This window comes from Pseudomonas sp. UBA4617, assembly GCF_002386445.1.
Taxonomy (GTDB): Bacteria; Pseudomonadota; Gammaproteobacteria; order Pseudomonadales; family Pseudomonadaceae; genus Aquipseudomonas.
In genome coordinates, this window is the sequence record NZ_DGIR01000035.1 from 1 (window position 1) to 12,838 (window position 12,838).

The following is a 12,838-nucleotide window of genomic DNA, read 5'->3' on the forward strand; positions in this document are numbered from 1 at the left end:
CAGATGCAATGAAGAGCCTGTGGGAGCGGGCTTGTCCCGCGAATGGGGCGCAAAGCGCCCCCAATCCCACAGGTCCCCATCAACCTCAGATGCAATGGAGAGCCTGTGGGAGCGGGCTTGTCCCGCGAATGGGGTGCAAAGCGTCCCCAATCCCACAGGTCCCCATCAACCTCAGATGCAATGGAGAGCCTGTGGGAGCGGGCTTGTCCCGCGAATGGGGCGCAAAGCGCCCCAATCCAGTCAGCGGCCTTGCAGGAACGCGCGAATCCGCTCCGCCGCCTCGATGCACTCGGCCAGCGGCGCAACCAGCGCCATGCGCACACGCCCGGCACCCGGGTTCACTCCATCCACTTCGCGCGACAGGTACGACCCCGGCACCACCGTCACATGCTGGGCCTCGAACAGGTCACGGGTGAATTCGGCATCGTCACCGGGCACCTTGGCCCACAGGTAGAAGCTGCCATCCGGGCGCTGCACGTCCAGCACCGGTTGCAGGATGTCCAGCACGGCATCGTATTTGGCGCGGTACTGGTCGCGGTTCTCGCGCACATGCGCCTCGTCCTGCCAGGCGGCAATGCTGGCCAGTTGGGTTTGTACCGGCATGGCACAGCCATGATAGGTGCGGTACAGCAGGAACGGTTTGATGATCTCGGCATCACCGGCGACGAAGCCCGAACGCAGGCCCGGCAGGTTGGAGCGCTTGGACAGGCTGTGGAACACCACGCAGCGCTTGAAGTCGCTGCGGCCCAGCTCCGCACAGGCAGTCAGCAGGCCCGGTGGCGGGGCGTCTTCATCGAAGTACAGCTCGCTGTAGCACTCGTCGGCGGCAATCACGAAGTCGTGCTGGTCGGCCAGGGCAATCAGCTTTTTCAGGGTGGTCATCGGCACCAGCGCGCCCGTGGGGTTGCCCGGCGAGCACAGGAACAGGATCTGGCAGCGTTGCCACACCTGGGCCGGCACGGCATCGAAGTCGGGGTTGAAACCGTTGCTTTCCAGGCACGGCAGGTAGTGCGGGGTGGCACCGGCCAGCAGCGCTGCACCTTCGTAGATCTGGTAGAACGGGTTGGGGCTGACCACCAGGCCATCATCGGCGCGGTTGACCACGGCCTGGGTGAAGGCGAACAGCGCCTCGCGGGTGCCGTTGACCGGCAGGATATGGCGCTCGGCGTCCAGCCAGCCGGCCGGGACGCCAAAGCGGCGCTCGCACCACTGGCCGATCGCCTGGCGCAATGCCGGCAGGCCGATGGTGCTGGGGTATACCGCCAGCTTGTCGAGGTTGTCGGCCATGGCCTGGGCGACGAACGCCGGCGATTCATGCTTCGGCTCACCGATCGACAGGGCGATGGCGCGTTTGTCCGCCGCCGGCTTCACGCTGCCCAGCAGGGCGCGGAGTTTCTCGAACGGGTAGGGCTGAAGCTGGGTCAAGGCATGGTTCATCGGCGCAAGGTCTCGTCAATCGTCTGGTCGTTAAAAGGTCACGCGGGTCGGGCTGGTATCGCTGGCCTGGCCGGCCTGCAGCTGCTGGACAATGGCCTCCTGCAGGCGGCTGCACAGCTGTGGGTCGGACAGCGGCTGGTTGTCGGCGTCGGTGATGAAGAACACGTCTTCCACCCGCTCGCCAAGGGTGGCGATCTTCGCATTCTGCAGCGACAGGTCGAACTCCAGGAAGATCCGCCCCAGCCGGGCCAGCAGGCCTGGGCGGTCGGGCGCGGTGATTTCGAGGATGGTCACCGGCCGCTGGGCATCGTTGAGGATGGTTACCTGCGGCGGGAAGTCGAAGTGCTTGAGCTGGCGCGGGACCCGGCGCTGGATGATGGTCGGGTAGTTCTCGGGGTTGCGCAGCGCTTCGGTCAGGCCGTCGCGAATCTGCTTGACCCGCTGCGGGTTGTCGCCGATCGAGCCGCCATCGTTGTCCAGCACGATATAGGTGTCGAGGGTGAACTGGCTGCTCGAGGTGATGATCCGCGCGTCATGGATGTTCAGGTTCAGTTGCGACATCGCCGCCACCGTCACGGCAAAAAAGTCGTGCTGGTCGGGGGCGTAGATGAAGATCTGCGTGCCACCTTCGAATTCGCGCTGGGTGGTTTCCTTGATCAGCACCAGCGGCCCGCCGTCGGCCGGTTGCTGCAGGATCGCGTCACTGTGCCAGGCCACGTCGGCGGCGGTGTGCTTGAGGAAGTAGTCATCGCCCAGCTGCGACCACAATTGCTCGACGTCATCCGGGTCGGTGCCCTCGCGTACCAGGATATCCAGTGCTGCGGACTGGGTCTGGCGAATCTGCTCCTCGCGGTCCAGCGGGTTTTCCAGGCCACGGCGCAGGGCGCGCTTGGTCTCGGTGTACAGCTGGCGCAGCAGGCTGGCGCGCCACGAGTTCCACAGGCTGGGGTTGGTGGCGTTGATGTCGGCCACGGTCAGCACGTACAGGTAGTCCAGGCGCGTTTCGTCGCCCACGTGCAGGGCGAAGTCGTTGATCACCTGTGGGTCGGACAGGTCCTTGCGCTGGGCAGTGGTAGACATCACCAGGTGGTTCTGCACCAGCCAGACGATCAGGCGGCTGTCCCAGGCCGGCAACTGGTGGCGTTCGCAGAACTTCTGCGCATCCAGCGCGCCCAGGTCCGAGTGGTCGCCCTGGCGGCCCTTGCCGATGTCGTGGTACAGGCCGGCCAGGTAGATCAGCTCGGGCTTGGGCAGGCGCCCCATGAGCTTGCTGGCCAGCGGGAATTTCTCGGACACCGGCGTGTACTGCAGCTTGCGCAGGTGCTTGATGAGATTGAGGGTGTGCGCGTCGACCGTATAGATGTGGAACAGGTCGTGCTGCATCTGCCCGACGATCAGGCCGAATTCCGGCAGGTAGCGGCCCAGGATGCCGTAGCGGTTCATCCGCCGCAGGTTGCGGTGGATGCCGATTTCACACTTGAACAGCTCGATGAACAGGCTGGTGTTGCGGATGTCGGTGCGGAAGGTGTCGTCGATCAGGTGCCGGTGTTCGCGCAGCAATCGCACGGTATCGGCGCGCACGCCCTTGATCTCGGGGTGCTGGGCCATCAGCACGAAGATCTCCAGCATGGCGAACGGGGTGCGCTTGAACACGTTCGGCCGGGTGGCTTCTATATAGCCATCATGCAGGCGGAAGCGCGCATTCAGCGGCTGGGTAGTACCGCTGTCGTCATCGGCCAGGATGACCTCTTCGAAATGCTGGATGATCAGGTCGCACAGCTGGCTGATGCTCATCACCACCCGGTAGTACTGCTGCATGAACTGCTCGATGGCCCGCTTGGGGTTGTCGTCGCTGTAGCCCAGCAGCGTGGCGATGCTGCGCTGGTGGTCGAACAGCAGGCGGTCCTCGGCACGCCCGGCCAGCATGTGCAAGGCATAACGCACCTTCCACAGGAAGTCCTGGGAAGAAGCCAGCAGTTCGTTCTCGCTTTCCAGCAAAAAGCCTTCGTCGGCCAGGGCATGCAGGTTGAGGGTGCCATACTGACGACGCGCCACCCAGAGCACGGTCTGGATGTCTCGCAGGCCACCGGGCGAACCTTTCACGTTGGGTTCGAGGTTGTATTCGGTGTCGTTGTACTTGTGGTGGCGGGCTTTGAGCTCGGCGCGTTTGGCCAGGAAGAAGTCCTTGCTCGGCCACATGTGCGTGGTGTCGGTCACCTCCAGCATGCGCTGGCGCAAGGCCTCGGGGCCGGCGATGGTGCGGCTTTCCATCAGGTTGGTGATGACCGTCAGGTCGGCGCGGGCCTGCTCGGCACACTCGTCGACGGTGCGCACGCTCTGGCCCACTTCCAGGCCGATGTCCCACAGCAGGGTGAGAAAGCGCTCGATGGCGTCGCGGTACTGCTCGTGTTCGGCGGCACCCAGCAGGATCAGCAGGTCGATGTCCGAATGCGGGTGCAGCTCGCCGCGCCCGTAGCCGCCAACCGCGACCAGGGCAATGCCGCTGTGGTCGCCCCAGTCGAACTGGTTCCATGCCTGTTGCAGGATATTGTCGACGAGCCAGGCGCGGGCCTCGATCAGCGGGCGGATTTCGCCGCCGCTGCGAAAACGCCTGTCAAGCACCTCGCCGGCCTGGCGGATGGCCTTCTTGAAGGCGGCGATGGGGCTCGCCTTGAGGGCCAGTTCCGCCTGGAACTGGCCACGGTCGAACAGCTCGGAATCCACCTGGGGCATCGCGTCAGGTTCCTGTCGAGGGGTGGCCGTTGGCTGAGTACGCTCAGGCCGAGGTGCGCGGGATGGTGTCGTCCTTGCGCAGGGTGAAGATCTCGTAGCCGGTCGCGGTCACCACCAGGGTGTGTTCCCACTGGGCCGAAAGCTTGCGGTCCTTGGTGATGGCCGTCCAGCCGTCGCCCAGTACCTTGGTGTCGGCCTTGCCCTGGTTGATCATCGGCTCGATGGTGAAGGTCATGCCTTCCTTCAGCTCCATGCCGGTGCCGGCGCGGCCGTAGTGAAGGATCTGCGGCTCTTCGTGGAACACCTTGCCGATACCGTGGCCGCAGAACTCGCGCACCACCGAGAAACCGTTCTTTTCCGCGTGCTTCTGGATCACTTCGCCGATGTCGCCCAGGCGGCAGCCCGGCCTGACCAGCTCGATGGCCTTGTACATGCACTCCTGGGTAACCTTGGACAGGCGCTCGGCCCATACCGGCACGTTGCCGACGTGGAACATGCGGCTGGTGTCGCCGTGGTAGCCGTCCTTGATCACGGTGACATCGATGTTCAGCGTGTCACCGTCCTTGAGCGGCTTGTCGTTGGGAATGCCATGGCAGACCACATGGTTGATCGAGGTGCAGATCGACTTCGGGTAGCCCTTGTAGTTGAGCGGCGCCGGGATAGCCTGCTGGACATTGACGATGTAGTCGTGGCACAGGCGGTCCAGCTCTTCGGTGGTGACCCCGGGCTTGACGTGTTCTTCGATCATTTCCAGCACTTCGGCGGCCAGGCGGCCGGCGATGCGCATCTTCTCGATGTCTTCTGCGGTCTTGATGGTGACGGTCATTACAGGCTCTCTACAGCGCCGCATGCGGCGCGAACAAACGGGAAAGGCCGGATTCTAGCAGAGCAGGGCGCCGATCGGTCGGGATAAAGACGCTTATGCTGCTGTCTATAGCTGGCATTCTGGCGCGAAAGCCGGGGTGCTGCAAAAACCGCTGACGGACGCAACAGTATCCGGGTTCCGTTCGGCCGCTGTCTGTGGTATAAAATGCGCCGCTTTCGGGGACGACCCCGTCAGCACTTAACCCACACACGTGTCGACACGATGGCCTGGGTGCCCCGAGTTGCAGAATTCGCGGGTTGGTCATTGGGATACGTGGAGGCCCAACCCGACTTATCAAGGAACTATCATGTCCCAAGTCAACATGCGCGATATGCTGAAGGCCGGTGTGCACTTCGGCCACCAGACCCGTTACTGGAACCCGAAAATGGGCAAGTACATTTTCGGCGCGCGCAACAAGATCCACATCGTCAACCTGGAAAAAACCCTGCCGATGTTCAACGACGCCCTGGCGTTCGTAGAGCGCCTGGCCCAGGGCAAGAACAAGATCCTGTTCGTCGGCACCAAGCGTTCCGCTGGCAAGATCGTCGCCGAGCAGGCTGCTCGTTGCGGTTCGCCATACGTTGACCACCGTTGGTTGGGCGGCATGCTGACCAACTACAAGACCATCCGCGCTTCGATCAAGCGTCTGCGCGACCTGGAAACCCAGGCCGAAGACGGCACTTTCGCCAAGCTGACCAAGAAAGAAGCCCTGATGCGCTCCCGCGACCTGGAAAAACTGGATCGCAGCCTGGGCGGTATCAAGGACATGGGCGGTCTGCCTGACGCTCTGTTCGTTATCGACGTTGATCACGAGCGCATCGCGATCACCGAAGCCAACAAACTGGGCATTCCGGTTATCGGCGTTGTCGATACCAACAGCAGCCCGGAAGGTGTTGACTACATCATCCCAGGTAACGATGACGCCATCCGCGCTATCGAGCTGTACATGACTTCGATGGCTGACGCAGTCATCCGTGGCCGCAACAACGTTGCCGGCGGCACCGAAGTTTACGCTGAAGAAGCGGCTGCACCTGCTGCCGAGTAATTAGACGCTAGCGTCGACTTGGCACGCAAAAAGGGGGCTCTGCCCCCTTTTTGCCACCTTGAAATCCTGCTGTCAGCATCGCCCCCGCATCATGGGCCTTGCTGAGATAGACACAGTGGATTTGCAGAATTGAACGCCCGTGAGCAACGGGTGGAATGGTTGAAAAACTTTCCAAGAGGATTTTGAAATGGCAGCAATTACTGCAGCGCTGGTCAAAGAACTGCGCGAGCGTACCGGCGAAGGCATGATGGATTGCAAGAAGGCCCTGGAAAAGGCCGGCGGCGACATCGAGAAAGCCATTGACGACATGCGTGCCTCGGGCGCCATCAAGGCCGCCAAGAAGGCTGGCAACGTCGCTGCTGAAGGCGCTATCGCGGTCAAGACCGACGGTAAATCCGCCGTCCTGCTGGAAGTGAACTCGCAGACCGACTTCCTGGCCCTGCAAGACGACTTCAAGGCTTTCGTAGCCGACAGCATCGAAGAGGCCTTCGCCCAGAAGCTGACCGACGCCGCTCCGCTGATCGCATCGCGTGAAGCTGCGCGTGAAGCGCTGGTCGCCAAGTGCGGCGAAAACGTCAACATCCGTCGCCTGGTGCGCGTTGAAGGTGACGTGGTCGGTGCCTACCTGCACGGCAACAAGATCGGCGCTGCCGTTGTCCTGAAAGGCGGCGACGTCGAGCTGGCCAAGAACATCGCCATGCACGTTGCCGCTTCGAACCCTGAGTTCCTGCTGCCGTCGGAAGTTTCGGCCGAAGCGATCGAGCGCGAAAAGGGCGTCTTCCTGCAGCTGAACGCTGACAAGATCGCCGGCAAGCCAGAGAACATCGTCGAGAACATGATCAAGGGTCGTATCTCGAAGTTCCTGGCCGAAGCCTCGCTGGTCGAGCAGGCCTTCGTCATGAACCCGGAAGTCAAGGTTGGCGAGCTGGCCAAGAAAGCCGGTGCTGAAATCGTTTCCTTCACCTACTTCAAAGTCGGCGAAGGCATCGAGAAGCCAGTCGACAACTTCGCTGAAGAAGTTGCCGCCCAGGTCGCTGCTGCCAAGCAGTAAGACAGCCCCGTCTGTCGCCCCGAAGAGGCTGCCCGCTCACGCGCGCAGCCTCTTTGTCAAAACGGAGAGGGGTTTATCCGGCTCTCTCTTCGCTGGCACCGAAGCGGTGCCACGCTACAGTTAGCAGGCTGAAAACAGCCCGCACGAATTTTCTAAAAGTACGCCGCAGGAGAGACTCGCAATGGCTCAGCAGGTGAGTGGTCGCCAACCTCGCTATAAACGCATTTTGCTCAAACTTAGCGGCGAGGCCCTGATGGGCTCGGAAGACTTCGGAATCGACCCGAAGGTGCTGGATCGCATGGCCCTTGAAGTTGGCCAGCTGGTAGGGATCGGGGTCCAGGTCGGCCTGGTGATCGGCGGTGGCAACCTGTTCCGCGGCGCCGCGCTCAGCGCAGCCGGCATGGACCGCGTTACCGGTGACCACATGGGCATGCTGGCCACCGTGATGAACGCCCTGGCCATGCGCGATGCGCTGGAGCGCTCGAACATCCCGGCCCTGGTCATGTCGGCCATTTCCATGGTCGGCGTCACCGATCATTACGATCGTCGCAAAGCTATTCGCCACCTCAACTCCGGGGATGTGGTAATTTTCTCCGCCGGTACCGGCAACCCGTTCTTCACCACCGACTCCGCGGCCTGCCTGCGCGCCATCGAAATCGATGCCGACGTGGTGCTGAAGGCGACCAAGGTCGATGGTGTGTACACTGCCGATCCATTCAAGGACCCGCACGCCGAGAAGTTCGATCACCTGACCTACGACGAGGTGCTGGATCGCAAGCTGGGTGTGATGGACCTGACCGCAATCTGCCTGTGCCGTGACCACAAGATGCCATTGCGGGTATTCAACATGAACAAGCCTGGCGCCCTGCTGAACATCGTGGTGGGTGGCGCTGAAGGCACTCTGATCGAGGAAGGCCAAGCATGATCAACGACATCAAGAAAGACGCGCAGGAGCGCATGACCAAGTCCCTCGAGGCCTTGGGCCGCAACCTGGCGGCAATCCGTACCGGTCGCGCGCACCCAAGCATCCTGGATAGCGTCAAGGTCCCGGCCTGGGGCAGCGAGATGCCGCTGAACCAGGTGGCCGCGATCACCGTCGAAGATGCCCGCACCCTGAAGATCGTCGCCCACGACAAGAACCTCAGTGCTGCCATCGAGAAGGCCATCCTCACCTCCGACCTGGGCCTGAACCCGTCCAGCGCCGGCACTACCATTCGTGTGCCGATGCCGGCCCTGACCGAGGAAACCCGCAAGGGTTACACCAAGCAGGCCAGCGGCGTTGCCGAGGATGCCAAGGTCGCAGTGCGCAACGTGCGCCGCGATGCCCTGGCCGAGCTGAAGAAGCTGACCAAGGACAAGGAAATCAGCGAAGACGAAGAACGTCGCGCCGCCGACGAGATCCAGAAGCTGACCGACAAGTTCGTTGCCGAGGTAGATGCCGCCTTCAAAGCCAAGGAAAAGGACCTGATGGCCGTCTAAGGCCGGGGCTTTTTAATGGAAAAGACCAAGCCAGCGGTGCCGTCCTCGGTGCCGCGTCATGTCGCGATCATCATGGATGGCAACAACCGCTGGGCGAAAAAGCGCCTGCTGCCCGGCGTTGCCGGGCACAAGGCGGGTGTCGACGCCGTTCGCGCGGTCATCGAGGTATGTGCAGAATCCGGGGTCGAGGTGCTGACCCTGTTCGCGTTCTCCAGCGAAAACTGGCAGCGCCCCGCCGAAGAGGTCGGTGCGCTGATGGAGCTGTTCTTCTCGGCCCTGCGCCGCGAGGCCAGGCGCCTGAACGAGAACAACATCAGCCTGCGTATCATCGGTGACCGTTCGCGTTTCCATCCGGAACTGCAGGCTGCCATGCGCGAGGCCGAGGCGCTGACTGCCGGCAACAACCGTTTCATCCTGCAGATCGCGGCCAACTACGGTGGCCAGTGGGACATCGCCCAGGCCGCCCAGCGCCTGGCGCGGGAAGTGCAAGCCGGGCACCTGCGCCCGGAAGACATTACCCCGGGCCTGTTGCAGACTTGCCTGGCAACCGGCGAACTGCCGCTGCCGGACCTGTGCATCCGCACCGGTGGTGAGCACCGCATCAGCAATTTCCTGCTGTGGCAGCTGGCTTATGCCGAGCTGTACTTCTCCGACTTGTACTGGCCGGATTTCAAACACGAGGCCATGCGCAATGCCCTGGCCGATTTCGCTTCGCGCCAGCGCCGCTTCGGTAAGACCAGCGAGCAGGTCGAGGCTGGAGCTCGTGCTTAATGCTTAAACAACGCATCATTACCGCACTGATCCTGCTGCCGATCGCGCTGGGTGGCTTCTTCCTGCTCAATGGCGGGGATTTCGCCCTGTTCATCGGCTTTGTGGTAACCCTCGGCGCCTGGGAGTGGGCACGCCTGGCCGGGCTGATGGCCCAGCCGCTGCGTATCGCCTATGCCGCGGTGGTCGCCGGAGCGCTGATGCTGCTGTATATCCTTCCCGAGCTGGCGCCCTGGGTGCTGGGCGCTGCGGTGATCTGGTGGGGGCTGGCCACCTGGCTGGTGCTGACCTATCCGCGCAGCAGCGAACTGTGGGCCAGCGCCGCCTGCCGCCTGCTGATCGGCCTGCTGGTGTTGCTGCCGGCCTGGCAGGGGCTGGTGCTGCTCAAGCACTGGTCGCTGGGTAACTGGCTGATCCTGTCGGTCATGGTGCTGGTGTGGGCTGCTGATATTGGTGCGTATTTCTCCGGTCGTGCCTTCGGCAAGCGCAAGCTGGCCCCGCAGGTCAGCCCGGGCAAGAGCTGGGAAGGCGTGTATGGCGGCCTGGCGGTCAGCCTGGCCATCACCGTGGTGGTCGGGGTCAGCCGCGACTGGAGCGTCGGCCAGATCCTGCTGGGCCTGATGGGTGCCGCGCTGGTGGTCATGTCGTCGGTGGTCGGTGACCTGACCGAAAGCATGTTCAAGCGCCGCTCCGGTATCAAGGACAGCAGCAACCTGCTGCCCGGTCACGGCGGGGTGCTGGATCGCATCGACAGCCTGACTGCCGCCATCCCGATTTTCGCCGTGCTGTTGTGGGCTGCAGAATGGGGTGTGATGTGAGCCGTCCGCAGCGCATTACCGTGCTTGGCGCCACTGGCTCCATCGGCCTGAGCACGCTGGATGTCATCGCGCGCCATCCTGACCGCTATCAAGTGTTCGCCCTGAGCGGCTATTCGCGTATCGACGAGTTGCTGGCCCTGTGTTTGCGCCATCGCCCGGCGTTTGCCGTGGTGCCGGTGGCCGAGGCGGCCGGGCGTCTGCGCGAAGGCCTGGCTGCGGCGGGTTGCGCCACCGAAGTGCTGGAAGGCGAGGCCGGGCTGTGCCAGGTGGCTTGCGCGGCGGAAGTCGACGCCGTGATGGCGGCCATCGTCGGTGCCGCCGGCTTGCGCCCCACCCTGGCGGCGGTCGAGGCCGGCAAGAAGGTGCTGCTGGCCAACAAGGAGGCGCTGGTGATGTCTGGCGCGCTGTTCATGGACGCGGTGCGGCGCAGTGGTGCTGTGCTGCTGCCGATCGACAGCGAGCACAACGCGATCTTCCAGTGCATGCCTGGCGACTATGCGCGCGGCCTGAGTGCCGTAGGTGTGCGCCGGATCCTGCTCACCGCTTCCGGCGGCCCGTTCCGCGAGACGCCCGTCGAGGCGCTGCTCAACGTCACGCCGGAACAGGCCTGCGCGCACCCCAACTGGTCCATGGGGCGCAAGATTTCCGTGGACTCCGCCAGCATGATGAACAAGGGGCTGGAGCTGATCGAGGCCTGCTGGCTGTTCGATGCAGCACCGGCCAGGATCGAGGTGGTGGTGCACCCGCAGAGCGTGATTCACTCCCTGGTGGATTACGTCGACGGTTCGGTGCTGGCGCAGCTGGGTAACCCGGACATGCGCACGCCTATTGCCAACGCCCTGGCCTGGCCCGAACGGATTGATTCCGGGGTGGCCCCGCTGGACCTGTTCGCCATCGCCCGTCTGGATTTCCAGGCGCCCGACGAACAGCGCTTCCCTTGCCTGCGCCTGGCGCGGCAGGCTGCCGAGGCTGGCAACAGCGCGCCGGCGGTGCTCAATGCGGTCAACGAAATCGCGGTCGAGGCATTTCTCCAACGGCGTATCCGCTTCCCGGAAATCGCGGGTATGATCGAACAGGTGCTCGATCAGGAGCCCGTCATGCCGCTGCCGTCGCTGGATGCGGTGTTCGCCGCCGACCAGCGTGCCCGGGAGCTTTCCCGTGAATGGCTGAGGCGCCACGGTCGCTGATGCAGGCCCGCCATGGTTAACGAGGGAGGGCGGCACGACGCCGGCCCGCTGAACATCATTCGGAGATGGATATGACAGCGCTCTACATGATTATCGGCACCCTCGTGGCCTTGGGGGTGCTGGTCACCTTCCATGAGTTCGGCCACTTCTGGGTGGCGCGTCGCTGCGGGGTCAAGGTACTCCGCTTCTCGGTGGGCTTCGGCACGCCATTGCTGCGTTGGCATGATCGCCATGGCACCGAATTCGTGGTGGCCGCAATCCCGCTGGGTGGCTACGTCAAGATGCTCGACGAGCGCGAAGGCGAGGTGCCGCCGGCGCTGGTCGACCAGTCGTTCAACCGCAAGTCCGTGCGCCAGCGCATCGCCATCGTCGCAGCCGGCCCGGTTGCCAACTTCCTGCTGGCCATCCTGTTCTTCTGGGTGCTGGCGATGCTGGGTACCCAGCAGGTCCGTCCGGTGATCGGCGCCGTCGAAGCTGGCAGCCTGGCAGCTTCGGCAGGCCTGGCCGCAGGTCAGGAAATCGTCTCCATCGATGGCAAGCCGACCAATGGCTGGTCGGCGGTCAACCTGCAGCTGGTCCGACGCCTGGGCGAGAGTGGTACCTTGCAGGTAGGCGTGCGCGACGAGGGCGCCACTGCCGAGCGTCAGTTGCAGGTGAAGCTGGACAGCTGGCTCAAGGGAGCCGACGAGCCCGACCCGATCCAGTCCCTGGGCCTGCAGCCCTGGCGCCCGGCGATCGTGCCGGTGCTGGCCGAAATCGATCCGAAGGGGCCGGCTGCCGCTGCCGGCCTGAAAACCGGTGACAAGCTGCTGGCCCTCGATGGTATTGCCGTGACCGAGTGGCAGCAGGTGGTCGATGCCGTGCGCGCCCGCCCGCAAGCCAAGGTTCTGGTGCGTATCGAGCGTGACGGCGCTGCGCTGGAACTGCCGGTGACCCTGGCGCGCAAGGGCGAGGGCAAGGCGTCCGGTGGCTATCTCGGTGCCGGGGTAAAAGGTGGCGAGTGGCCTGCCAGCATGCTCCGCGAAGTCAGCTACGGCCCGCTGGAAGCGGTGGGTGAGGGCTTGTCGCGGACCTGGAGCATGAGCGTCCTGACCCTTGAATCGCTGAAGAAAATGCTGTTCGGGGAGCTCTCGGTAAAAAACTTGAGCGGACCGATAACCATTGCTAAAGTGGCGGGCGCTTCAGCCCAGTCCGGCGTGGGGGATTTCCTGAATTTCCTGGCCTACCTGAGCATAAGCCTGGGGGTTCTTAACCTGCTGCCCATTCCGGTTCTGGATGGGGGGCATTTGCTGTTTTACCTGGTCGAGTGGGTGCGCGGTCGTCCGCTGTCGGATCGGGTGCAAGGTTGGGGGGTCCAGATCGGTATCAGTTTGGTCATAGGGGTGATGTTGCTCGCCCTGATCAACGATCTGGGTCGACTATAAAGCTTCGCTCAATTGCGAACCTGCCGTTTAG

The 12,838-nt window shown here is 63.4% G+C and carries 11 protein-coding genes; 8 read left to right on the plus strand and 3 right to left on the minus strand.

Going from position 1 to position 12,838, the window contains the following annotated elements; translation table 11 throughout:
* Positions 1–240 precede the first annotated feature (240 nt).
* Genes dapC through map form a run of 3 tightly spaced genes read right to left on the minus strand, consistent with a single transcriptional unit; the run spans position 241 to position 4,996 of the window.
* On the minus strand, positions 241–1,437 hold the full coding sequence (gene dapC, locus B4L76_RS15140; protein WP_296233595.1) for a succinyldiaminopimelate transaminase: 1,197 nt from the start codon (positions 1,435–1,437) through the stop codon (positions 241–243).
* 30 nt (positions 1,438–1,467) lie between these two features.
* A complete protein-coding gene (locus B4L76_RS15145) occupies positions 1,468–4,170 on the minus strand; it encodes a [protein-PII] uridylyltransferase (RefSeq protein ID WP_296233596.1) in 2,703 nt (900 codons plus the stop codon).
* A 43-nt stretch (positions 4,171–4,213) separates the two neighbouring features.
* Positions 4,214–4,996: a type I methionyl aminopeptidase gene (gene map, locus B4L76_RS15150; RefSeq protein WP_296233597.1), complete on the minus strand. Its 783-nt coding sequence runs from the start codon at positions 4,994–4,996 to the stop codon at positions 4,214–4,216.
* A 346-nt stretch (positions 4,997–5,342) separates the two neighbouring features.
* Between map and rpsB the strand changes: the two genes are divergently transcribed.
* From rpsB to rseP, 8 genes are all read left to right on the plus strand, one after another.
* Complete coding sequence (rpsB, locus tag B4L76_RS15155) at positions 5,343–6,080, plus strand: 30S ribosomal protein S2 (RefSeq protein WP_046616139.1); 738 nt, start codon at positions 5,343–5,345, stop codon at positions 6,078–6,080.
* 187 nt (positions 6,081–6,267) lie between these two features.
* Entirely contained in the window at positions 6,268–7,131 is an 864-nt protein-coding gene (tsf, locus tag B4L76_RS15160; RefSeq protein ID WP_225776613.1) for a translation elongation factor Ts, read from the plus strand.
* Between the two features lie 181 nt (positions 7,132–7,312).
* Entirely contained in the window at positions 7,313–8,056 is a 744-nt protein-coding gene (gene pyrH, locus B4L76_RS15165; protein ID WP_056796398.1) for a UMP kinase, read from the plus strand.
* Positions 8,053–8,610 carry a ribosome recycling factor gene (frr, locus tag B4L76_RS15170; RefSeq protein WP_186679220.1) on the plus strand — a complete coding sequence of 186 codons (558 nt, stop codon included), beginning with the start codon at positions 8,053–8,055 and terminating at the stop codon, positions 8,608–8,610. Before pyrH ends, frr begins: the two co-directional genes overlap by 4 nt.
* Positions 8,611–8,625: 15 nt before the next feature.
* Positions 8,626–9,381 carry a polyprenyl diphosphate synthase gene (gene uppS / locus B4L76_RS15175; protein ID WP_114168929.1) on the plus strand — a complete coding sequence of 252 codons (756 nt, stop codon included), beginning with the start codon at positions 8,626–8,628 and terminating at the stop codon, positions 9,379–9,381.
* Positions 9,381–10,196 (plus strand): phosphatidate cytidylyltransferase, encoded by an 816-nt coding sequence (locus B4L76_RS15180; protein WP_296233604.1) that lies wholly within the window; start codon positions 9,381–9,383, stop codon positions 10,194–10,196. Before uppS ends, B4L76_RS15180 begins: the two co-directional genes overlap by 1 nt.
* A complete protein-coding gene (ispC, locus tag B4L76_RS15185; RefSeq protein ID WP_296233605.1) occupies positions 10,193–11,383 on the plus strand; it encodes a 1-deoxy-D-xylulose-5-phosphate reductoisomerase in 1,191 nt (396 codons plus the stop codon). The genes B4L76_RS15180 and ispC overlap by 4 nt, the downstream gene beginning before the upstream one ends.
* A gap of 71 nt (positions 11,384–11,454) precedes the next feature.
* Positions 11,455–12,807, plus strand: coding sequence for an RIP metalloprotease RseP (gene rseP, locus B4L76_RS15190; protein ID WP_296233608.1), 1,353 nt, complete (start codon positions 11,455–11,457; stop codon positions 12,805–12,807).
* Positions 12,808–12,838 lie beyond the last annotated feature (31 nt).